Origin of the sequence: Aquibacillus halophilus (assembly GCF_009649745.1) — a bacterium.
GTDB lineage: Bacteria > Bacillota > Bacilli > Bacillales > Amphibacillaceae > Aquibacillus > Aquibacillus halophilus.
On record NZ_WJNG01000001.1, the window covers coordinates 26999 to 50962 of the forward strand.

Below are 23964 nucleotides of genomic sequence, written 5' to 3' on the forward strand. Positions count from 1 at the left end.
CCCTCTTTTTGGTTGTATTTTAGGGTAGTTTTAACCTCGTACTAGCAATTTTAAGTTATCCTCACCGTTAAAGCAATTATTATAAGACAAAATTCGACAAAAATATACAGTTTGAATTAGGATTAAGTCTTTACATCACAAAAAAATAACGTGTGCTAGGAACACTCGTTATTAACAGAAAGAAATTATTTTATATATAAATTTTAAAACACTTTACTTGGACCAACAACCTCGTTTAATATCTTATCTATTGATACAACTCGTGCGAAAGCAAATTCAAAATTTGCAAATGAACCTTGTTCTTGCTCCACTGTATAGGAATGGGTGGCCTCTCTTGGCACAAACACATTATAATCTCGATAAAAGGCGTCTCGAACTGTTGATTCCACACACACATTTGTTGCTACTCCTGTTACTACCAATTGTTCCACACATAATCCGCGTAAAACTTCCTCTAATTGTGTATTGTAAAAGGCACTGAAACGGTGTTTTTTCACGATGAAATCTTCATTCTCAGGTTTTAATGAGTTTATAATTTCACCATCCCAACTATTCTCCACACAATGACCCAGTTCCATTATTGGTGGAAATACCTTGGCAATCATCCCTGCATCTGTTCCATCTGGACGGTGTGTATGTTGAATATATATGACAGGCAGTTTTTCCGCTTTAAATGCCTCTTTCAGCCACATAATTGGTTCAATCGCTAGAGATGTTCTTGATGTATCAAGACCCATCTTTGATAATGACCCATTTGGGTGAATGAATGCATTTTGCATGTCAATGATCAACAAAGCACTCTTGGATTTCACAAAAGATAAATCGCTCATAACTATAGCCTCCTTAATAGTTCTACCTAATAATTGTACTGCTGATATAAGGTTTTTTATATACTTCTAACACATTATTCTGTACGAAAAAACCACTTGTCACGATATTGTTAGAAATTAAAAAGCCAGCAGAGATTTCCCTTCTCTACCGGACTTCTATTTAAGACTACACGAAACCATGTAAAAAAAGGATGTTTCTAAAATATGTTTTGACAGAATATCTATAGACTCCGACGTAACTAATATGGTAATTTCCTACCGTCCTTTATAAAATGAGTGATAACTAGAATAAACTAAAACAATAGCTATACTTATATGATGATTGAAGCGCAGGGCAGTCGACTCCTGCGGGAAAAGCGACGGCTGAAAATCCCGGAGGAAGTGGTTTTCTTCCGAGGAAGTTGAAGCGTTGCCCGCGGAAAGCGACTGCCCGAAGCGCAATTCAACTAGTAGCTACGCTACGTCACAATTATCATAAACTTCGAAATCAAAATATAATCCGTAAAAGACCTTTTCGCAACTTGTTAAGATTAACCAGTTGCATTTGCCTATTTTAACTGTCAAGCTTAAAATAAGGTATAAACTATAATAAGAATTTGCAGGTGATAAACATGATTGAAATAAAAACTTCCACACTCAGCGATGGTGAATTTAACAGAGGGGTATTTGCTACGCGCGACATAGAAAAAGGCGAAATGATTCACGTCGCACCAGTCGTCCCTTATCCAAACAGAGAGCACAAATATATTGAGAAAACTGTACTAGAAGACTATGTCTATGAGTACGGTAAAAACCATACTGCAGTCGTCTTAGGCTACGGGATGCTATTTAACCATTCATACACACCGAATGCTGACTATGATATTAACTTTTCAAACCACACGTTTGAATTTTTTGCTCATACAGATATAAAAGCTGGTGAAGAAGTGTTAATTAACTATAACGGGGATGTCGATAACAAGGATCCTTTATGGTTTAACATGGACCTTGAATCACTTGCCGAAGAGGAATAATAAATTAAAAATTCATATCCACAACTCACCCCGGCCATTCATTTGGTCCGGGGTGTTTCAATTCCAACAACAAGTTCATTTGCCTGTGATGGTTTCTAATTGTGATGCCTCCTCTAAAAGGTTGAATCCTTCTTCTATTTTTCCCATACGTATTAAGCTACGACTTTTCCCGTAATATCCTGAAGTCTCTTCAGGGAACCTTTCAATCATTGCATCATAAACAGCCAATGCCTTTTTCTCCTCATTTAATTCAAACAGTAATGATGCCTTATAATAATACGCTTCGGCTTCTGTTTGGTCTGATTCAAGAATTTGGTTCAAAACTTGTAATGCTGCATCTAACCTTCCCATATGATCATTGGTATAAACTAAATACCACAGTACATCGATATCATTTGGAACCAATTTATTATATTTATGAAAAAAAGCTAATGCTTCTTCTAAGTCATCTAGATAATAATGGGATTTTCCTTTTCCATATAGTGCATGGGAATTAGTCGGGTCTATTAATAAAGCCATTTCATAGTAGGTAAGTGCTTCTTGGTTCCTATCCATTGCAGACAAAATATTTCCCAAATTTATGTATTCTGCTTCCTTATTGGGTTTAATTTCAATAGATTGTCTAGCATAAATTAATGCTTCCTCAAATCTTCCTAGCTGAAATAAAACAAATGATTTGTTATTTAGGGCAGGATCTAGACTTGGGTTAATTGCTAGTGCATGGTTTAAGGCTTCTAAGGCCTTTTGTGGCTTTCCAATTTCTGTTAAAATGTATCCTTTTTCACTAAAAAGCTCACTGTCCCTTGGAAACAGTTCAATTCTTCGATTTACATATTCTAAAGCCTGTTCATAATTTTCACTGCTATAATACTTCTGAACTGTTTGACTTGAATAAAACAGATCTATTGGAGAGAACTTAATCAGACTAAGCCCAATTAGCATCATTAATATAATCAACCAAGTAATTAGTCTAACCTTTTCCACTGTACATACTCCTTTTTAAAACACCACTTGTTAAAAGATATGTATGTGGAGAGCAAACTTGAACAACAAGTTAATATGTTGAATCTTAATAAATTTATCTATTCATATGTTTCAGCTGAACGTAGTTTTAAAAAATCATACTACCCTATTACCCTGCTTATGTGCTTTTAATGCTTACTAGACACATTTTCAGTATACAAACGAAAATATAGCCATGGAAGAATTAGATTGTAGGTGTCATTACTTGTATCCGGTCCAGCCTTATACATACTGTTGGAGGAAGCTAATCAAGTCTAAATACAAATGAGGATGGACCCGATTTAACTGGACCCATCCTCATTATTATTTAGTCTTAACTTTTTATTTTAATCTTTCTTTAATTCTATTTCCGATTCCGTAACACTTTAACTACTTCCATAAGAACTACTGAACTAACTGCTAGACCTGTTGCAATTGCCCACTCATTTAAGCCGAATGTAGATGGGATATCAAACACATCACGAGCGAACGGCATAATGGTGATTCCATAAAGCACAAAGCCAACAAGAACAGCTCCTATCACATACTTATTACTAAAGAATCCTGCACCAAAAGCTGTTTGCGTATTGGAACGAGCGGCAAACGTTTGAAGTGTACGTGACAGAATTAGAGTTGTAAAAGCCATCGCAATACCCATTTCCGCTGAATGCTGCAAACCGATAAAGTGCGAGATAATTACCGCAATACCGATTAGTAGACCGCGTGTAATAACTGCCTGTAACGTTCTACCAGAGAAAATTCCTTCATCAATATTACGAGGTTTTCGTTTCATCACATCTGGCTCTTCCTTTTCCATACCTAAGGCAATGGCTGGAAGTGAATCATTAACAAGGTTGATGAACAATAGCTGAAGAGCAGTAAATGGTGCAGTCCAGCCTAGAAATACTGCAAATAAGATTGCAATGATTGCACCTAAATTACCTGCAAACAAATAGCTAATTGCTTTTTTAATATTATCGAAAACAGTTCGACCGACACCGACAGCTTTAACGATTGACACAAAATTATCATCTGTCAAAATCATCGCGGAGGCATCCTTGGCCACATCGGTACCACTACCCATTGCGATTCCAATATCAGCTTGCTTTAATGCTGGTGCATCATTTACACCATCACCAGTCATTGCGGTGATACGGTCTTTCTTCTGCCAAGCTTTAACGATTCTTATTTTATTTTCTGGAGATACCCGAGCATAAACAGAAATTTTTTCAAGCTTTTGATCCAATTCCTCTTCAGACATCGCATCAAGTTCCTGTCCGGTTACAGCAATATCGTCCTCATCCATCAAGCCAATTTCGCGAGCTATCGCTTGTGCTGTTGTTTTATGGTCACCGGTAATCATTACTGTGCGAATACCTGCTTTTTTAGATTGTTCAATCGAATCGTACACAGCTTCCCGTGGAGGATCCATCATCGCCGTTAGACCGACCAAAACAAGATCATTTTCATCGTCATGGTCAACATCAGCATTTCCTTCTGGCAATTTCTTATAGCCATAGGCTAGCACCCGAAGTGCCTGCTCGGAGTAATCCTCATTAGCCTTTTTAAGTCGCTCCAACCATTCATCTGTCAGGGATTGCTCTTCTCCGTCGACTAGTATGTAACTGGCACGGTCAAACATTACGTCCGGCCCGCCCTTAGTCAATAGTAGCTTTTCGTCATCTATCGTGTACACTGTTGACATCAGTTTCCGATCCGAATCAAATGGTAGTTCTGCCTCTCGCTGATAGCTTTCCCGGATTTCGTTATAATCCTTATTATTATTGTTAGCGAAATTAATTAAAGCAACTTCGGTTGGATCCCCTACTTCCTTACCTTCGTTGTTAATATATGAATCATTACAAAGGACAGCAATATTAACTAGAAGTCGCTCTGTTTCACTCCAATTATCAGGATCTTCTGGTAAGTTCTCATTTGAGCCATTTGCCACAAAATAGTTTGTTACAGTCATTTTATTTTGCGTCAATGTACCTGTTTTATCTGTACAAATTACACTAGTGGACCCTAACGTTTCTACAGCAGGAAGTCTGCGAATGATCGCATGTTGTCTTGCCATTTTATTTGTACCTACCGACATTACGATAGTGACAATCGATTGTAGCGCTTCAGGTATTGCAGCTACTGCAATAGCAACTGCAAACATTAAAGCATTAAGAATCGCTGTTGTTGTGTCAACAGGCGTATCACCAAACCAAATACCCCCGACTTCTACTCCAAAAATAACGATACATAGAATCAGAATACCAATTCCTAATTTCTTGCTGAATACGTCTAGTTTACGTTGCAATGGTGTTTGCTTTTCCTCGGCCGTTGATAGCATATCAGCAATTTTGCCGACTTCTGTTTTTTCTCCTGTTCCAGTAACAACAAAAGATCCACGACCATAAACAACTAGTGAGCTACTAAATACCATGTTTCGACGATCACCAAGGACAGCCTCTTCCTCGATTGCCTCTGTATTTTTCTCTACAGCCTCTGACTCACCAGTAAGCATTCCTTCGTTGATTTTAAGTGATCCACTTTCAAACAAACGACCATCGGCAGGTACAAAATCACCCGCCTCCAGCAAAACAATATCCCCTTGAGCAAGCTCCCTCGCTGGGATGGTTTGCTTAGAATCACCACGAATAACCTTTGCTTCAGGCGCTGACATATCTCGGAGTGCATCAAGTGAGCTCTCCGCTTTTCTTGTCTGTACAACGCTAATAACAGAGTTTAGCAATATTACAATAAAAATAATGACTGACTCAACAACTTCTCCCAAAATGAGCTGTACGCCAGCAGCAACAAGGAGGACAATTACCATTGAGTCCTTTAAGGTTTCTAGAAATAACTTCCATGTCGGAACTTTTTCTTTATCCTCAATCTCATTATAGCCATCTCTTTCTAGACGACTTTTCGCTTCTTCCTTAGATAAACCATTTTTCGTTGATTCGACATGCTTCATAACATCTTCTGAGCTATTACGATAGAAGTCCATTGGAATGCTCCCTTCCTATCTAGTACTGTTTGCTTTTTATGTAGAAATTAATCATTAGGTTGTGTATTAAGTCAATGTTGTATGTATTTTTCTCTTTTTACTATTATACATAATTCTCTAAATACCCTTTTATTGCAGAAAGAAAACTTTTCCATATTTAAAGTGTGTCACAATAGTATGAAAAATTGTGAAAATTAGTTGTGGTAGAGTGAATTAATCCTAATAAACGTAAATACACTACGTCTTATTTTATTTTACCCATTAACTGATGTCATCTCTTTTTCTGGTTTAGTTGCAAGTAGTGAACAAACTACACCAATCAATGGAAAAATTAGCGAGATTAGCAAAACGGGTGTATAACTATGAAAGAAATCAAAACCAAACCCGAACGGAAGTGGACCAAATGCTGAGCCAGCAACACCCATTGTTACCCCTACGCCATTAATACTTCCAATATACCTTCTTCCAAAGTAATCTGGCCAAATCACATTAGTGGCAATCCGACCAAACCCATTTCCAATTCCCCATAGTACCCCTACTGTGATGGCAATAACAAAGTTGCTCATGATCAGCAATAATAATAGCAAAATAATTTCAATGACAAAAACCATTAGAAGCATATAATTCGTTTTGATTTTTTCTGTAATAAATCCAGAAATAAATGACATTGGAATACCGACAACAGCCATTAAGCTTAATACCATCGCAGCAACCTCAGGCTCAAGTTCATTGGACCCAAAAATGGAGATAATATGAAAGGTAATACCGGTATTAATCATCGACGGAATACCAACACAAATCAAGATCATCCAAAATGCCCTCGTCTTGACAGCTTCATTTAATTGCCAGCTCACCTCTGGATCCAGATAATCCTTACCCTTCTTTGTCTCAGAATCTCTTGTTTTGGGCTCACTTATCCCATCTGGAACTAGCCCGATATCCTCTGGGCGATTTTTGACACCGAAAAAAGCAAGAGGTACAAATACAACTAGTAACATAATACCCCAGAACCTCCACGCTAGTTGCCAATCCCACGTTTGAATTAACCACGTGTTAATAATCGGAAAGAGCATGGCACTCGCAAAGCTTCCTAATGATATAAAGCTTACTGCACGTCCTCTTTTTTCAATAAACCATTGAGCCACTAATGTGTTCGGAATTAGCGACATACTCCCCTGACCCAACAAACGAATCAAAAAGATACCAACTGCAAACATCCACATCGATGTTACCGCACTATTAAAAAAACAAGCAGCGGCAAGAGCTGAACCAACAATCACCATCATCGTCCGTTGCCCAAATCGGTCAATAAACCGTCCAACAAGAATCATCGTAAAACCTGCAAATAATGTAGCGATAGAATATAAGCCTGATACTTGAGATCTCGACCAACCAAAATCCTTGATGTATTCATCAACAAAAATCGAATTCGAATACGTCTGGCCAGGTCCCGAAAAAAATACACCCATTGCTGCGATAAAAACAATTACCCAGCCATAGTAGAAATTTTTGAAGTTGCTTTTAATAACCAGGTCAACCCCACCTTTATTGTAAATTATAATAGTGATTTAATTAGATATAATTCGGGAAAATTCAAAGTAAGAAGCACTCGTTATTTTAATATATCAGTTTTCTGAAGATTAACATAAAATTCTGAATTGTTTATAGTAAAGAAACATTGCTGAAAAACTAGGATTTTTCAACTAAATCGACCTACTTTTACGGACATAGCTGGAACAAAAATTATAATATATAGAAATATAACTAGAATTCTTGTTTTATATCGATCAACCTGTTTTTTTCAAAAGTGACACAATTAATAAATTGTCACGTCTAATAAGTGAAATCAAAAACGGAGGAATGGGACATGGATAAGATTAGCTCAACTATTTCCGAATGGTTTCATCAATACAGTCATGATGTATATGACTTCTTAGTTTATTATACCGGTACAACTGATGTTGAAGACTTAGTTCAAGAGGTGTTTATTAAAGCAGGAAAAGGCATAAATTCCTTCGAAGACAAGGCAAGTCCGAAAACCTGGATCTTTAGTATTGCGCGCAACGTCGCTATTGATGAAGCAAGGAAGAAGAAAAACAAAATTAGGAAAAATAGCCTGTCATTTGATGAACGGATTTGGAATGATAATGATAACCAACAAACACCAGAAGAAATCCTCCTTCAAAATGAACAAAAACAACAATTATATAACGCTATTAACATGACAAAACAAAGCTACCGGGATGTTCTAATCTTAAGAGGAATAAAAGGATTATCAGTTAAAGAAACTGCTGAAGTTTTAAACTGGAAAGAAACAAAAGTTAGGACTAATTATCATCGGGCAATTAAAGCATTAAGACAGGCACAAAGTGGGGGGATTTCACATGAACAAGCATGATCCAAATAATATTGAACGAGAGCTTAGGGATTTCCCTACTCACAAATTGAGCCAGTCTAGTCAAGAAAAAATCCATCAAAATTTAATGACCTCCGTTCAAAAAGTAAAAAAAACTAAAAGGAGAGAAATTGTCATGAAAAAAGTGATGATTGGAACTGTAAGTGTAGCGGCACTAGTACTGTTTATTCTTTTAGGCGTCAACACTTTTTTTAATACTAATCAGAATACTGGAGAAGTGGATGAAGAGGTTAACAATCCTCCCCAACAAGAACCAGAACAACAGGAACCAGAAAGTTCCGCAGTACCGGAATTTGATGAAGAAAAAGCTAGGGAAATCATGACCAACTACAAGCAAGCATTTGTTTCGTTAACAGAAGCAAGGAATAGTGATGGGTTGATTACAACCTTTGATTCAATTAGTGAAGTGCACAGTCACTTATCCGAAGTGATGTCAGCTGACCTAGCCTCAAGGACGATTGACTCTTATGTAGAAGAAAAGGATGATGGAGTCTATTTAATTGCTAAAGATGCCCCAACGTGGTTAGCAGAGGACACCGAATTTACGGTTGAACGAGTAAACGATGAACATTATAAGATAATTCAGGAACGAAATAATGAGCTAATTGGTCACAAGGAGTTGATTTTTCACTCCGAATGGAGAGATGAAAAATGGATCGTTAGTCAAATCGATTCAAATAATCTTGAATCCGAAGAAGAAGAGGAAGAACTAACGATTGAGGAAAAAGCTGAAACTATTATTCAAGCAATTCACAATAGGAATATGGAGTCATTAGCCGAGCAAGTTCATCCTGAGAAAGGGTTGCTGTTCTCCCCTTATGTATTTATTCAAGAAGATGCAGTTGTATTTGAAAAAAACCAAGTCGCAACTCTTTTAAATGACAATGAACAATATTTATGGGGACATTCTGATGGTAGTGGTGAGCCAATTGAATTAACACCTAATGAATACTTTGACCAATTCCTAGATATTGAAGCCCTTCTTGAACCGGATGAGATACTTGTCGATCAAGTAAAACAACGTGGTAATTCAATAAATAACCTTAAGGAGGTCTTCCCTGAATCTACAGTAGTCGAATATTACCATTCAGGTACAGAGGAATATGATGGAATGGATTGGTCCAGTGTCAATCTTGTTTTTGAACAAGATCAAAATGGTAGCTGGAAATTAGTAGCAATCGTAAAGGACCAGTGGACAATCTAATTAATTTAACTTAGGAAATAACCGTTTTGCCATTGTGCTACGGTTATTTTCTTTTTCAAAATCTGTCACAGAAGAACTCTCTCCCTCGTCATGTTTAATGATTGAACAAAAGGAGGGGTTTTTTATGACTAAAAAATGGGATGTTGTCATTATTGGTGGTGGATTAGCCGGGTTTGTTGCAGCCAATTATTTAACCGACGCTAATATGTCAGTATTGTTATTAGAAAAAGGGAAAAGAACTGGGGGACGTGCTAAAACAGATGTAATTAGTCAACAGTATTTTAATTTGGGTCCTCATGCCTTTTATAAGAAAGGCAAGGCAAAACAAATTTTTGATGAATTAGGGATTAAACTACATGGGAACACCCCAAAATTAGATGGTGTGTTAGTTGAGGATGGTATCAATTACAATGCACCACTAAGCCCATTTGGCCTTGCTACAACAAAGCTATTGAACTGGAAAGAGCGCAGGGAATGGATGATGATCTTGATGAAGCTAAGTAGGATAGATACAGAGAAATTAACAGGACTTACTCTCAAGCGTTGGGTTGAGACGACGGCAAATTCTAAAAAAGTACAATCATTACTATTGGTATTATCAAGGCTAGCAACATATTGTCATGTACCAGAAAAAGCCAGTGCAAAAGTAATCGTCTCACATATGCAGCGTGCTTTAGCAGGTGTCATTTATCTAGATGGTGGTTGGCAAACCGTAATCGATCAGCTACAAACAAGAGCTGAAAAGCTTGGGGTCGAGGTTAGATTGCAGCAAACTGTTAAGCAAATTTCTGCTGATGATAACAATCAGTATCAGCTAATTCTTGCGGGTGATAAAAAGATTTACGCGAAGCAAGTCATTTGTACTATCGGTCCACATGCGCTAAATAGCATTTTACCTGAAGAAATCTTAGATAACAGGCATAAATTCAGGGGACAAATTGAACCCGTTACCGCGGCGACCTTAGACGTCGCTTTAAGTCAACTTCCAAATCCAGATCTCCAATTCGCGATGGGAATAACTGAACCATTTTATTATTCTGTCCATTCCAATTATGCTCAGCTTTCCGATGATGGAAAGAGCAAAGTGCTACATGTCCTTAAATACTTCCACCCAAATGATATTACAGATAGAAAAAATGTTAAAATTGAGTTAGAGCGATTCTTAGAAAGGTTACAGCCAGACTGGCGCAAATATGAAATTACTAGTCGATATCTAACTCAAATTACCGTTAATCAGCGATTGCCTCAAGTCGGAGATGAGCAAATGCTCTCAAGTTCTGAAACCGAAATCCCAGGACTATTCATTGCGGGTGATTGGGCATCACCAGATTCTATTTTGTCAGAAGGCGCAGTCACTAGTGGAAAACGAGCAGCCAAAGAATTAATCCAAAATGAAAAGAGGAGTTTAAGTGCAAATCAGTAATGATGAATATCAACAATATCAACCATTGTTGTTTTCGTTAGGCTATCGTTTATTAGGATCAATTACAGACGCTGAGGATATTGTCCAGGAAACCTTCTTACGAGCACATCAAATAGAAGAAAAAAAGCTTGATAACAAGAAAGCTTACCTCTGCAAGATGATGACCAATAGGTGTTTGGATTTATTAAAATCCGCTCGTTACAATCGCGAGCATTATATTGGACCTTGGAATCCCGAACCATTACTGATATCCCAATTCCAAGATAGTGAACCTTCAAGAGCTGTTTTAGAAAAAGAGGGGCTAAGCATTGCCTACTTACGGATGATGGAGCATTTAACACCTCATGAACGAGTTGTTTTGTTATTAAAAGAGGGGTTTGACTTCTCCTATTCAGAGATTGTTAACATCATAGATAAAAAGGAAGAAAACTGCAGAAAGTTATTCAGTCGTGCAAAACAAAAACTATCATCTGTTGTTGGAGAAAGCTTAAATTATCAGGAGAATAAATCGATTGTTGATAGCTTTATTCAAGCGTTTCAGAAGCAAAATACCGATGAGTTGTTGGAACTTGTATCCGAAAAGGTCACCTTGTTTTCTGACGGCGGTGGCAAAGTCAATGCAGCTCTTCGTCCAATTCAATCAAACTCAAATGTTCTAGCATTTCTATTCGGTGTCGCAAGCAAGCTTCCAAGTAACGTTTATTTTAACATCGAAAATGTCAATGGACAGCCTGGGATCGTGAGCTACTCAGATGAAAAGATTCATAGCGTTATCAGCTTCTATATTTTTAACAATAAGTTTAAAGAAATCTACATTACTATGAACCCTGACAAACTACCTTCGATTATTTGAGTTGTTATTAAGGAATAACTAATATACCCGAGTTACTGAGCATTTCAGATTCTCCCACAACTCGGGTTACACTATAAGTTTAACTCTAATCAATTTCTCTTTCTTCATCCTCTTCAACGTCCATTTCTCGGTTCTCATTACTCTCATCACTTGCTGCGGATTCTTTTTCTGAACCTGCTTCGCTCTCTTCATCGGGCTCAGGTTCTCTTTCCTGATCCTCTATGTTTTTTTCATTTGCCTCGGGTTCACTTTCTCGACCTTCTTGGTTCTCTTCATTTGCATCTGATTTTCTTTCTTTACCTTCTTCTCTCCCTTTATCTGTCTCGGATTCTCTTTCTAGTCCCTCTTCGTTCTTTTCGGCATCTTTTGATTCTCTTCCGTTACCCTCTTTGCTCGAATCTTTATTATTTTCTTTTTTAGTATTAGTTCCCTGCTTATTTTTGTCGTTATTACCTTTTGGATCCTTTGGTTTATTGTCAGATACTTTATCTGAAGGCTCTTTATTAACATTTTGATTTTCATTATTATTTTTAGGGGTCTCTTTTTTCTTTTCCTTGGACTCATTGTTCTGTGGTTTTTCTTCTTTTAGCTTATCGTTACTATTTTCCTTTGGTTGTACTGCCTGAGAATTGGATTTTTTAGTTTTTTTGTTAAGATTTTCTTTCTCTTCAGCACTAGTATTCAATCTATTAATTTCACTTACAATGGAAGCTATTGATTCTTCTCTAACTTGGTCAAGACTAAAGGTAGTCTCCCTACCCTCTATTTCCTTAAATAATTGGTATTTATTAATTGATAGATTCACTTTTTCAGATTCATTTTTCAAGTTCTTATTGCCACTTCCTATTATTACATCAGCTGCTACAGAATACTTCTGCAAAGCCTTTTCAACAGTTCCTCCAATTCCGGTGGTATCTATTTTGGAATCGTTCTTTAACGGAATAACTGTTAATGCGACCATACCCTGTTCATTTTCAGATAAGTAATTTTTATCAACAGCCATCGTTATGATCTCTTCCAAAGCAATATCTATTTGTTTCTTCTTAACTTGCAGTGAATCAACAACAATTTGTCCATCTTTATTTAAATGTTCAATTTTGGTTACGTTAAATTCTTCATCTGTGTATATTTCTATACTTGGGTTAATATCCACGGCAAAAAGATACGATTCATCTTCGCCATTAAAAGAACTAATTGAATAGCTTATAAGTGCCAAGAACAATAGTGACACAAGTGATATATATCTTAAACCTCTAAAGCCAGAGGTTTGCTTTTCAATATAAGTAAACGATTCTCCGATTTGTGGCATTTCATTAGAACGAGGAACATTTTTAAAGTTACCGTCATTGCATAATATCGTTACATATTCGGAAGTCACCTTCACGACTATACCTTTATACATTTTTGATTTCATGATTTTCCTCACTTCCAAGTGAAACTTGAATGTACTCTGATAATTGTCGCCATTCAGGGTGCAATTTTACTATCACAAGTGTCACAATATACTTTCGATGCCTCTCAAAGGTTTTAACTCGATGGCCAGACTTTTTTACATATGTACTAACCGGCAATCTTTTTTTCTTTAAAAATGATTCTACTAAATCTGGGTAGTTTAAGAAGTCATCAGCAACGGCTACTAGTTTTTCTTTTGTTTTACGATGTTTTGGAGAAAAATTTTCTAATTCATCAAATTCTACTCCATATTCGCTTAATACCAGACTTAGTTCCAATATTTCTTCTATTAAGTCGTTCTTCTGAACTGTTTGCTGATAGGAATCCATCGACTTCTCAACTTCGTATAAGTTAATAGAGGGACTCTCATCGTCATGATTAATTTCTAATGGTAGATGCATTACTTTTCTCTCTCGTCTAAAATGGTCGATCAAATCTCTTTTGACGAGTAAATAAACGTAATTTAAAAATGACTTTTGAGCATTAATATCATACGTCTCAATTGCACGATTGAAGGCAAGTAACCCAATACTCGATTCCTCATCGCTCCATGTTATATACCTTCTACATACATGTCCAACTGTATTGATAATATATGGTTTGTAGTGATTGATTAGCCTTTCCCTAGCCAACTCATCACCACTTGCTGCCGAGAGAATATAATTTGTTACGTCCGCTTCTTGCATGGTATCCCCCTTTATCAAACAGTCGTTTAATACTTTAAGTATAAGTTTTTTAATTTAAGGGGTAAAGTACTTATTCATGGTAATATCTAGGTAACGTATATCTCCTACTTAATCAAAAGTTAAGTGATTAAGGAGCCCCAAAACGGGACTCCTCTGCTCTAATTAATTTTCATCTTCGTCTTCGTCATCTTGTTCACGTTTTTCCTTTGCTCTTTCTTTTGCTTCTTCCTCTGCTTCTTTAGCCTGTTCTTTTCTTGCTTCTTCTTGCTCTTCCTGCTTCTCGCGTTCTTCTTCAGCTTTTTCTCTTGCCTCTTCTTCAGCCTCTTCAGCTTGTTCTCTCGCTTCTTCTTCAGCCTCTTCAGCTTGTTCCTTTGCTTCTTCTTCTAATTCTTCCTGCTTCTCTCGTTCTTTATTTTTCTTTTCTTTTGCCTGCTCTTTTGCCTTTTCTTTAGCTTCTTTAGCTACTTCCTTCGCTTTTTCCTTAGCCTCTTTAGCTTGCTCTTTTGCACTTTCTTTTGCTTCTTTAGCTTGTTCTTTTCCTTTTTCTTTAGCCTTTTTAGCTATTTCGTTAGCCACTTTGGATTCTTCTTTTTCTTCTTCAGAATCTTCTTCTTCTAAATCACTAAGTTCTTCCTCTACTTCTTTTTGGAGTTCTTCTAACTCTTCATCAGCTTCTTCTTGTGTTAGCTCTCCAGCAGCTAGTTTTTCTTGAATTTCAGTTAAGTCTTCATTATATTCTTCTTCTAATTCATCATCTACTATATTGAAGTTAAGCTTACTCATCTCAATGGTTTCCATTGAAGCGGTAAGTTGTTGGATAGCTTCTTCATCACCAGATTCCTTCGCTTGATCCATCATTTCTTCAACATATTTCTCTTTTTTCTTCATTACTTTTTTCATAATTTGTGACGGTTTGATATTCAACTCTTTTGCTATTTCACCAAAACCTTTACCTTCTTGTAGTAATAAAATAATTTCTTCTTCTGTTTTTCCACTCTCTTCTGCAAAGGATACAACTTTAACGATCTGTCCAAAGCCTAAACCTTGGTCACGCAAAGCTTTTACCTTTTCAGGATCAATGTCTTTCACCACATTTGCTACTAAATATGCCTCTTCTCGCTTTTCATCTAATTCCTCTTTTTGTTCTTCTTCTAAGTTATCAGTTATTTCATCATTTACTGTTGTTGAATCTTCTAATTCTATCTGTAATCCTTCTTTTGTCTCTTCATCAATAGTATCATCAGACACAACTTCTCCGACTTGTTCTTGAGCTTCTTCCAATGTATCTACATAATCATCTATTAATTTTATAATATATTCATTTTTCTCTTCATCTACCATTTGTTGTGATTCCAATAAACGTTCATTGACAAATTGAAGTAAAAGCTCCGATTCTTTTTCTGAATCAGTTGTAAAAAGTAATTGAAGGTTTTCCCCTACTTTATCAAGAAAATAAAATAAATTGTCTGGAGTCAATCCCCCTGATTCTTCTAACACATCATCGGCTTGCTCAATAACTTCATCAACTTCAGTTGTGCCAACTTCTGCGGAAACAGAGGAGCTAGCAAATAACGCACCTGCCATAAATAGACTTGTAGCAAAAATACTCTTCTTCATTTTCATAGTAATCTTCTCCTTTTTGGAATGAAAATAGGATAAGACCGTAATGAACATACGGCAACTGGCTGACATAGGCTGCTAAAATTGGCCTTTAGTCCCTCTAGCTTTGCGTCACCATTTTTCAATGGCTTTGCCCTTATCTATTTTTCTATTAAAATACTTACTAGTTATACGAAAGTTTGTCGAAAATTGCGGGGGGAATAATGAAGTTTTTTAAAAAAAGTTTTTGCCACAAAATCCATAGACTGCGACGTAACTGCTTTGTTGATTTCTTCCACACTTTTTTTGAATCAGTTGCTATGTTGATTTCTGCTCCGGGCAGTCAACCACCATATAGTGTAGTTATCAAACACAACACTTTACTAGCGTTGCACTTTGAAGATATTCCAACTTTATAGATAGAGGGAATTCGTGAGACTCTTAAAAAATATAAAACCCTCACCCGATCAAAATTTTTAATCGATGAGTAGTTATTTTCATGATATAAAAGTTTCTTATAGTTCTTGTCACTTGAACAGAAAGCTAGTCTAAGGTGTGGGAAAATGCGATTCCTATGGGATTTTTACATTTTTTGGTTTAATATAGTTGTCAAACACAACATTATACTAACGCAGGAAATACACGGAGACTCCTGCGGGAGGAAAGGCATAGATGAGACCCCGCAGTGCGTAGCACGAGGAGGCTCAGCAGCCACCCGCGGAAAGCGTAGTGTATTTCCGAAGTGGTGATTAGCGTGGAATGTTACGTTGCATTTTAATCACTGCGAAGATTTAAAAACACCAAAGCTTACAAATAAAAAAAGATGGTGTAAAGCCTGTAACTTGGCTTTCTACCATCATCTTTTAATCAATCCATTATCTCAGCTTTTTAAGTCCTATAGTTGGATCAGCTTTTGGAAAATATTCTAGACCAACAAATCCAGTGTAACCTGTTAGATCAATAGCTTCGAATATTCTATTATAATTTAATTCCCCACTGTCCAGTTCGTGTCGACCAGGGTTACCCGCTGCGTGAAAGTGACCAATCAAATCGATATTATTTTCAATAGTTGAAATGATATTTCCTTCCGTTATTTGCTGGTGGTAAATATCGTACAGGACCTTTACATGATTTGAGCCTATTTTTTTTATAATTTCAAAGGCTTCCTCGGATTTCGATAAGTAATATCCTTGATGATCGACATATGTATTCAATGGCTCAATTAACAGAGTTATGTTTTCTTTTTCTAAAATAGGAACACAGGCCTTTAATCCATCTACCAAGGACTGTTTTTGTTCCTGCCTGGATACATCAGTAAGTTCTTGCCCTACTTGAGAAATTAACCGATTGCAATTCAACTTTTTGGCTACTTCAATCGACTGTTTTAGTCCGTCGATATAATTCTCTCTTTGATTGGAATCTACTAAACTGATAAATTTCGTGCAAAATGTAGAAACTTGAACACCTGATTCTTCTATTGTTTTCTCAACAAGTTCGATATCCTTGTCCCACCAGCTCCAAAATTCAATTGTATCGAAACCTGCATTTTTAGTATCTTTTACACTTTGGTCGAAATTTTTGTTCATGTAAAGCGCATCTATACAGACAGATAAATTCATAAAGACATACCTCCAGTAATTTAGTAAGATCATTCTGTTATATAGCTTAATCTGGTTGTCTGAACAGATCCTTTATCTATCTACTTTTTCTTATTATATGCAAAAATTATGTATGTAGTTGAAAGTCTAAGGGATTTTTAAATGAAGAGCTTTTTCAGTCGGGGAAACACATTTTCAAAATGTACCAAATACTTTTAGTGTTTTTATAAAATTATTAAAGGTAAGTTAGAACGAACAAATTCTAGAATTATTTATTTTTTAAAGTCGCTATTTCCCGTTCGTTATGAGCAACTTTTTCCCATGCAAAGTCTTGATCAGTCTCCATCATTTTTAATTGATCGAGAATTTGAGTGTGACGTTTTTCATTTTTAGTTATATCATGAAACCTTTGGTTGGTGTTTGACTCCAACGTAGTAATTTGGTATTGGTTTCATCAATTCTCAGGTTGGTCTGTTCCAGTCTATGGTTAGTTTTATCTAATCTGTGATTCGTTTCATCTAATTTGGTAATAACATTTCCAACCATTTTAACTAATTGCGCCATCATATTTTCCACTTTTTCTAGCCTTTCTTCATTCATCCTCTTCACCTCTTTTGACAACCATTATACAGAATTGACTCTGTTTAGTCTATTAACCTTATCGGGATCTAGACCTTACAATATAGTCAAATTAGCCTAGCTTGCAATATCTGTTATTTTTAAAATTTCTATTTATAAAGTTTTTGTACTCATAATCAAACCAAAAAGTTTCCATACTACAAATAAACTTAGTTATACAGGAGTGGTTTTAGTTTTGAAAATGGATAACTATATGGCATACATCCTTCTATTTTCACTTATAGTACCCAGTGAAGTAATCGCAAATAAGTCTCAATCAGAAAATTCCCTTGGTGTTAATTCAGATATATTGACATCAACTCAGAAGAAGACAGATAGCTCTGATTTCACAAAGGAGGTGCCTTCGTTTTACACTAAGCTTTCGCTACCGGAAGTTACTGTGATGCAATGCTTTGTCATTAATGAATTAAGCGATGAGCTATACGTTTCCCAGGTCATTCCGAGTTCTGATGCATCTGAAAGCTATCGGTTATCTAGATTTACTATCGACGGTACCTATCTTGATAGCATGGTTCTAAGACATGGTGGGCATGGAACAACCTTTGGGATTGAAAATAGCGAATCTGATGTATACATATGGTCAAGTTATGATGTGTTGGATAAATCAGCAAATGTTACCGGACATGACCTCGTTCGGTTTAAATATGAGGCTGGACTTACATTAAATGAAGCATCTTCAGCGTTAACTAGATATGATAAATTTACAAATGAGTATGTTAATCCGACTATTGATCAGAAAAATAACACAATAGTCTTCCGGGTCGGAATTGGTCAGAGTAAAATTGAATTACGAAGCTTAAACGATGTCAAAAATGGAATCAACCAATTAAATCATTCGTTTCTAATTCCGGATGACTTAGAGTATTTTCAGGGAATGTCTTTGGATGGCGAAAATCTTTATTGGTATACAGGGGACGTTAATTCAGTAACCCATGATAGGGAAATAACGTTATTTGATTTTTCAAAGGGAACAATTAAAAAACGTGTTACTGTTGATTTCGGGAAAGACTCTTCAGGAAAGTATGAAAAAGGATTTAGTGAACCAGAGGGGATCTATTTATATACAGATCCTAATACTGGAGCAAAATCCTTGTTTGCCGGAGTTGTGACTGGGGGAAAAGGGAAAAGAATTAATAAGATCTACCGTTACCACTTGCAGATAATAATGCCGAGCTTAATAGCACAATAAAATAAGTGGACAATGATTAGAGGATAATTTTTACCAAACATTGTATAGATGTTGTTAGTCTATTACCCTTGCCACTTTTTGGTCACAGTTTTTACAATGTCCTTTTAGTATAATTTGATAGTCTTCAGAATCAACATAATAATTAACAATTGTAGTTACTCCACAACTTGAACAATATACATTTTCTTCTAGGTTCTTTCTTAGACTACTAGGGATAGCAAGCCATCTCCTGTTTGCCAGTTCATCCGTTTGCAATTGGTTCACCTCATCTACATAGTAATCAGCAGGGCATAAGAGTTTGATACAAAATGCTAGTTACTCTTTAATCCCTTTTTTCTGTTTAAAATCGAACCACTCTAGTAGCGCTTTACACAAAGCTGTTGATACTAAATATGGAAGAAATAACGAACTTCCAATAAAATTAAATGCATCCCTCGGATTGAATCCATTCTCGGTTAAGTTATCAACGCTAAAAAACGGCAATAAAAAATTAAACTCAGTATATTGATATGCTAGTAAGGCAGTTGATAGTGCTAATGCAATAACAATAAATTGATTAATCTCTAGTGAAACACGTGCCTTTTGAATAAATTCATCACTTCTACCGAATAGAAGCATAACTAACAGTGAAGTAAGTGGAATAATTAATATCAAAGTAATCCATAATGAAGCTTCAGACAAAAACGGGCTTATCAACGTTAGGATAAAGAAACTTAAAATGGAAGGTACTAGGATAAAAAACAAGATAGAGATAGACCATATATTTCTTCTTATATATTTTATTAAGGCAAGTGGTGATAAAAATAGTGCCCACAGGATAATTGAATAATTCACCTGACTAACCAATACGATTAACGAAATGACATAGAGTAACTGACCCCAGATATCTAAATAATATGGCAGCCTTGAGCTTTTTTTGGAATGCTCCACTTTTCGTGAAGTGAAATCTCCATGCACTTTTTCCTCATTATTCATATTCTCACCTTTTTTATAAAATATGGGAAACCTATAAGAGATCCAACGCGATAACTTCACAAAAAGAGCATGTACATCAATAGTAGTACATGTCTGTGATCATACTCGAAGTTATTATGTTTTGGATTAATAGTTTACTAGCTTTTACCGATTATTTAATGGAGTATTCTTTCCTTTTCGTAATTTTAGGTAATTCTTCCTTTAATAATGTCATAATATCTATTAAATTCGCACCACTATATCCCTTTGTATGTACATCGGTCAACAGTTGTTTTAATTGTTCAGTTTCTTTTTTGTTACCGTTCATCATCCTGCAACGATACCCCCTCTTTACTGTTTTATCTATCTTTATTATTAAAAAAATTTAGTAGTCATAATTAAATTGAAAACAATAATATCATTTTAACATAGATTTACAGTTTCTGTAAGCGGAACATGGACAAACCATGTTCCTTACCTTTAATTACTTTAGTTGCTCCTCCATCGTTTTTTCATCTAATGGACGGCTAAAGTAAAAACCTTGAATGTAGTCACATCCACCATTACTCAAAAAATGAACCTGTTCCTCTAATTCAACACCCTCTGCCAGTACTGATAATCCTAGTGATTTTCCCAGCTGAATAATCGATAGCAATAATGCATTATCTCGTTCCGAACTAGGAGTGTCCATAACAAATGCACGGTCAATTTTTAATGTATCGATGGGAAAGTTCTTTAAGTAATTAATGGAAGAATAGCCAGTTCCAAAATCATCAATAGAAATTAATACACCAATGCTCTTTAGTTCGTGTAGTTTTTCAACGATGATTGTTTGGTTAATTAAGATTGATTCTGTTACCTCTAATTCTAAATAATTCGCAGCTAGTCCGGTATCTGCCAATACCTTCTGTACTGTTTGAGTAAAATGTGGATGCATAAACTGCAACGCGGAAACATTTACAGATACTGGGACATGGCTTAAGCCTTTATCTTGCCATTGTTTATTGGTTTTACATGCCTCAAACAGGATCCACTCTCCCAGTTCAATTATAAAACCCGTTTCCTCTGCTATCGGTATAAAGTCAGCCGGACTTATAATTTTTTGGTCAGAATCTCTCCAACGAATGAGGGCCTCCATCCCAACAACCTCAGATGTAGCTGCCGAAACTTTAGGCTGATAGTTAATAATGAATTCATTATTTTCAAGACCTTTTACTAAATTCTTCTCTATACTCATACGCGTCTTTAATCTTGTTGCTAATTCACCATTGAAAAAACAGTAGTTCACCATCGTTTCGTTTTTAGCTTCTCTCAGCGCTAATGCAGCGTAGGACAGTAATTGTTCGATATCATTTCCATCCTGTGGATACTGACTGATTCCAATGCTAAAGTCAATTGTAACTTCTTCACCCAATAAAAGATAAGGTCTTTTTAAAGCCGATTCAACTGCTAGCAAGGCATTTTTCAACTCTAAGGAATTAGCTAGGCTGTGATAGACAATAAAATCATCTGCAAAACTCCTAGCAATCGGAGAACTTGGAAATATTTGTCTTAACCGATTAGCAATCTCTACCAACACACCATCACTAACCAGTTCTCCATAGCTGTTGTTTATATTTCTGAAACGATTAAGATTTATTCTAATAATCGCTCCTTGCTCGGGACTGTCCTTATAAGTTTGAATTGTCTCTGTAAAAAAACCTAACTTCATCAATCCAGTTATTTGGTCAAAATTTGATAGCTCTGTTATTTTTTGTTTGTTACCTTTTTCTTCTTCTACTTGCTTTGTTATATCAAATTGCAAACCAATATAATAGAGAACTTTATCGTCATCTCCAAAAATAGGACTAATGATGAATTGGTTCCAAAAGTAACTTCCATCTTTATGGTAATTTTTTAAGGTGACTGTTTCTGCTTTATACTCTTTAATTGCTTTTTTAATTTTGTTAACTTGTTTTTCATCAGTTTCCGGCCCTTGAAGAAAACGACAATTCTTCATTAACACTTCTTCTTTTTTATACCCAGTCATCTCTACAAAACCTTCATTTACATAGACTAATGGTAAATCGTCTAGGCTTGCGTCAACAATCGATAATCCTACGCCCATTGCATCGATTGTGCTAAGGAAGTCAGATAGTCCGATTAAGGATTCAAAATTTGAAATGAAATTGTTTTGATTCATTTTCTCCAAACCTTCTTTCAACCATACACATACATATGTAGGTATTTATTACTATGGTTCTTTTCTATATTGTATTATTGGATAAACTATTTGTCCACATACCTTGGACTATTTGTCCATTACTTTTTGAAGGTTGTGTTCCCCAAGACATAATGCATAAATTCATCAAAGGTCGATGCATACTTATTCCAATGGTTATACCACTTTCTAATTGTTTCTAATAACCAATACGGTACAGACTTACTATCTATTAAATGGTAGTAATCCTCATAGGCTTTTTTTAGATGTTCCCACCTGAAATCATTTCCTTGTTGTACATATTCTGAAACGTCAATGATCTTAGCTCTTCCATTTTGTAAGAGGATGTTTTTTAAATGGATGTCACGTGGATTTAACCCTTTTTCACGCACATAGTCTCTTGCGTCCTCCACGTCTTTGATAACCTGTTCTGGAATGTGAATGCCTTGTAATAGACAATCATAGAGTGTAATACCATCTTCATAGCTTAAAACAAGATAGTTATCGTAGGAAGCAAAGCATTTTGAAAAATAGCGGGAATCTCCTATCTTTTCATAAACACTCTCTTCAATTTCTATTTTGGAAAATTTATTATCTGCATATCTCTTAAAGGCATACTCTGGTGTGTGAAGAAACTGAAAAACTGCAGCATCTGTTCCTACTCCAACACACCTAAGGTTTTCTGATCCACCATATATGGTTACAGGTTCATTATTTGAGCTAGAAGATATAGAGATTTCCGATAAAGATTGCATGGCCATTTCCCACCGTTTTTCCATCCGGATTATCCCCCTTTTTTATTAATAGACTAGAATAACAATAAAAGTTTCTTAAGTCCTTATATTATATAGTATGAGCATCTTAAAGCATATATACGAATGAAAGGTAGGGTGCTCAGCCTACCTTTCATAATTGAAACTCTACATGAAAATCCTTAGATTAAGAGATAAATCATCTACTTAACTCCTAATAAACCTGAACAAAAATACAATGATAACAAATTCTAGTGATGAATTAACGTGATTTGACTTGAAAGTCTATTAAGTTATGTCGCATTTTACATCAATAGTAACAAACTATGTTTAAAATAGCCTCAATCCAATAATTGAAAGTTCAAATAGAATAAGCTCATTCACTCTCCAGCAACATTTTTGTAATTACTAGGATAATTGAAATAACTCAACCTAAAGCTCAAATTTTTCGTCCATTTTTCAATTATGGACAAAAAAACACCCCTTACAACCCGAGAAACTTAAAGTATCTCAGTGTGAACTTTTCAAACATATAAAATATGATGAACCTACCGCGGAATACATGATAAAGGCGCCTGTAAAAATGAGGCTAATATGGTAGAAATTCAATCAACTTATTTTAACGATATTTTAAAAGCACACGAAAACATGATCTATCATTTAATTAACAAATTGGGTATTCGTGACCCAGATAAGGAGTTTTACCAAGAAGGTGTTATTGCAATTTGGCGAGCAGTTGAAACCTATGATGAAAATCGAGGTAAGTTTTCCAGTTATGCGTATTTCTTAATCGAAAAAGGATTGCTTAGTTTAATACGCCAGCGAAACCGTCAAGTGGAAAAAGACAATTATTATTTGGAAAAACTGTCCACTGATGAGAGTCGGGTACTAACGTCGCTTGAAATCGGCTTTGATCCCTATTTATTAAATAGTATTGAAGAAATTCTAACAGACAATCAATTGAAATGGTTCAAGTTATTTGTCCTTGAAGATCTATCAATTAAGGAAATTGCAAACATAGAAAACGTCACTGAGGATGCAGTTAAGAACTGGGGTAGACTTGCAAGGCCAAAGCTACGAGCACTATTAAAGGATGATGGAATCCAGCTACAATTTAATTAGGCATGAAAGGTAGAGTATCTAGATACTCTAC

21 protein-coding genes and 1 riboswitch are annotated in these 23964 nt (G+C 35.8%); of the genes, 7 read left to right on the top strand and 14 right to left on the bottom strand.

Translation table 11 applies throughout. The features are described from left to right. Positions 1-203 precede the first annotated feature (203 nt). Positions 204-830, bottom strand: a complete 627-nt coding sequence (locus tag GH741_RS00120) for a cysteine hydrolase family protein (protein WP_153734748.1) — start codon at positions 828-830, stop codon at positions 204-206. Positions 831-1441: 611 nt separating this feature from the next. On the opposite strand from GH741_RS00120, the gene GH741_RS00125 reads away from it, so the two are divergent. Further along, entirely contained in the window at positions 1442-1843 is a 402-nt protein-coding gene (locus GH741_RS00125; RefSeq protein ID WP_153734749.1) for an SET domain-containing protein, read from the top strand. A 75-nt stretch (positions 1844-1918) separates the two neighbouring features. Here the strand turns inward: GH741_RS00125 and GH741_RS00130 are convergent, their stop codons facing one another. From GH741_RS00130 to GH741_RS00140, 3 genes are all read right to left on the bottom strand, one after another. Continuing rightward, positions 1919-2827 carry a tetratricopeptide repeat protein gene (locus tag GH741_RS00130; protein WP_153734750.1) on the bottom strand — a complete coding sequence of 303 codons (909 nt, stop codon included), beginning with the start codon at positions 2825-2827 and terminating at the stop codon, positions 1919-1921. Positions 2828-3209: 382 nt separating this feature from the next. Continuing rightward, on the bottom strand, positions 3210-5813 hold the full coding sequence (locus tag GH741_RS00135; RefSeq protein WP_420809379.1) for a cation-translocating P-type ATPase: 2604 nt from the start codon (positions 5811-5813) through the stop codon (positions 3210-3212). Positions 5814-6100: 287 nt separating this feature from the next. Then, positions 6101-7315 carry an MFS transporter gene (locus GH741_RS00140; RefSeq protein ID WP_153734752.1) on the bottom strand — a complete coding sequence of 405 codons (1215 nt, stop codon included), beginning with the start codon at positions 7313-7315 and terminating at the stop codon, positions 6101-6103. A 398-nt stretch (positions 7316-7713) separates the two neighbouring features. On the opposite strand from GH741_RS00140, the gene GH741_RS00145 reads away from it, so the two are divergent. The 4 genes from GH741_RS00145 (at position 7714) to GH741_RS00160 (ending at position 11742) form a co-directional block, all read left to right on the top strand. Further along, positions 7714-8244 carry an RNA polymerase sigma factor gene (locus tag GH741_RS00145; protein ID WP_153734753.1) on the top strand — a complete coding sequence of 177 codons (531 nt, stop codon included), beginning with the start codon at positions 7714-7716 and terminating at the stop codon, positions 8242-8244. Next, positions 8231-9466, top strand: a complete 1236-nt coding sequence (locus tag GH741_RS00150; RefSeq protein WP_153734754.1) for a hypothetical protein — start codon at positions 8231-8233, stop codon at positions 9464-9466. The genes GH741_RS00145 and GH741_RS00150 overlap by 14 nt, the downstream gene beginning before the upstream one ends. A 124-nt stretch (positions 9467-9590) precedes the next feature. Further along, on the top strand, positions 9591-10889 hold the full coding sequence (locus tag GH741_RS00155; protein WP_153734755.1) for a phytoene desaturase family protein: 1299 nt from the start codon (positions 9591-9593) through the stop codon (positions 10887-10889). Then, the gene (locus GH741_RS00160; RefSeq protein ID WP_338079176.1) at positions 10876-11742 is read left to right on the top strand and encodes an RNA polymerase sigma-70 factor; all 867 of its coding nucleotides are present in this window, start codon (positions 10876-10878) and stop codon (positions 11740-11742) included. Before GH741_RS00155 ends, GH741_RS00160 begins: the two co-directional genes overlap by 14 nt. An 85-nt stretch (positions 11743-11827) precedes the next feature. Here GH741_RS00160 and GH741_RS00165 read toward each other — a convergent pair whose 3' ends face one another. The 5 genes from GH741_RS00165 to GH741_RS00185 all read right to left on the bottom strand — a co-directional run bounded on the left by GH741_RS00165 (position 11828) and on the right by GH741_RS00185 (position 17677). Continuing rightward, entirely contained in the window at positions 11828-13156 is a 1329-nt protein-coding gene (locus GH741_RS00165) for an anti-sigma-I factor RsgI family protein (RefSeq protein ID WP_153734756.1), read from the bottom strand. After that, a complete protein-coding gene (locus GH741_RS00170; protein WP_153734757.1) occupies positions 13137-13880 on the bottom strand; it encodes a sigma factor in 744 nt (247 codons plus the stop codon). The genes GH741_RS00165 and GH741_RS00170 overlap by 20 nt, the downstream gene beginning before the upstream one ends. Before the next feature lie 162 nt (positions 13881-14042). Next, on the bottom strand, positions 14043-15503 hold the full coding sequence (locus GH741_RS00175) for a DUF5667 domain-containing protein (protein WP_153734758.1): 1461 nt from the start codon (positions 15501-15503) through the stop codon (positions 14043-14045). Positions 15504-15553: 50 nt separating this feature from the next. After that, positions 15554-15645: riboswitch (cyclic di-GMP riboswitch) on the bottom strand. Between the two features lie 709 nt (positions 15646-16354). After that, positions 16355-17098, bottom strand: coding sequence for a hydroxypyruvate isomerase family protein (locus GH741_RS00180; RefSeq protein ID WP_153734759.1), 744 nt, complete (start codon positions 17096-17098; stop codon positions 16355-16357). A gap of 372 nt (positions 17099-17470) precedes the next feature. After that, positions 17471-17677, bottom strand: coding sequence for a hypothetical protein (locus tag GH741_RS00185; protein ID WP_153734760.1), 207 nt, complete (start codon positions 17675-17677; stop codon positions 17471-17473). A gap of 220 nt (positions 17678-17897) precedes the next feature. On the opposite strand from GH741_RS00185, the gene GH741_RS00190 reads away from it, so the two are divergent. Next, positions 17898-18905 carry a phage baseplate protein gene (locus tag GH741_RS00190; protein WP_338079185.1) on the top strand — a complete coding sequence of 336 codons (1008 nt, stop codon included), beginning with the start codon at positions 17898-17900 and terminating at the stop codon, positions 18903-18905. Between the two features lie 54 nt (positions 18906-18959). Here GH741_RS00190 and GH741_RS00195 read toward each other — a convergent pair whose 3' ends face one another. From GH741_RS00195 to GH741_RS00215, 5 genes are all read right to left on the bottom strand, one after another. Then, positions 18960-19160, bottom strand: a complete 201-nt coding sequence (locus tag GH741_RS00195) for a hypothetical protein (RefSeq protein WP_153734762.1) — start codon at positions 19158-19160, stop codon at positions 18960-18962. Between the two features lie 60 nt (positions 19161-19220). Continuing rightward, positions 19221-19880, bottom strand: coding sequence for a hypothetical protein (locus GH741_RS00200; RefSeq protein WP_153734763.1), 660 nt, complete (start codon positions 19878-19880; stop codon positions 19221-19223). Positions 19881-20031: 151 nt separating this feature from the next. Next, a complete protein-coding gene (locus GH741_RS00205) occupies positions 20032-20187 on the bottom strand; it encodes a hypothetical protein (RefSeq protein ID WP_170287514.1) in 156 nt (51 codons plus the stop codon). Positions 20188-20343: 156 nt separating this feature from the next. Further along, positions 20344-22041, bottom strand: a complete 1698-nt coding sequence (locus tag GH741_RS00210; protein ID WP_153734765.1) for a bifunctional diguanylate cyclase/phosphodiesterase — start codon at positions 22039-22041, stop codon at positions 20344-20346. Between the two features lie 119 nt (positions 22042-22160). Next, complete coding sequence (locus tag GH741_RS00215) at positions 22161-22838, bottom strand: serine/threonine protein kinase (protein ID WP_153734766.1); 678 nt, start codon at positions 22836-22838, stop codon at positions 22161-22163. Positions 22839-23405: 567 nt separating this feature from the next. Between GH741_RS00215 and GH741_RS00220 the strand changes: the two genes are divergently transcribed. After that, positions 23406-23933 carry a sigma-70 family RNA polymerase sigma factor gene (locus GH741_RS00220; RefSeq protein ID WP_153734767.1) on the top strand — a complete coding sequence of 176 codons (528 nt, stop codon included), beginning with the start codon at positions 23406-23408 and terminating at the stop codon, positions 23931-23933. Positions 23934-23964 lie beyond the last annotated feature (31 nt).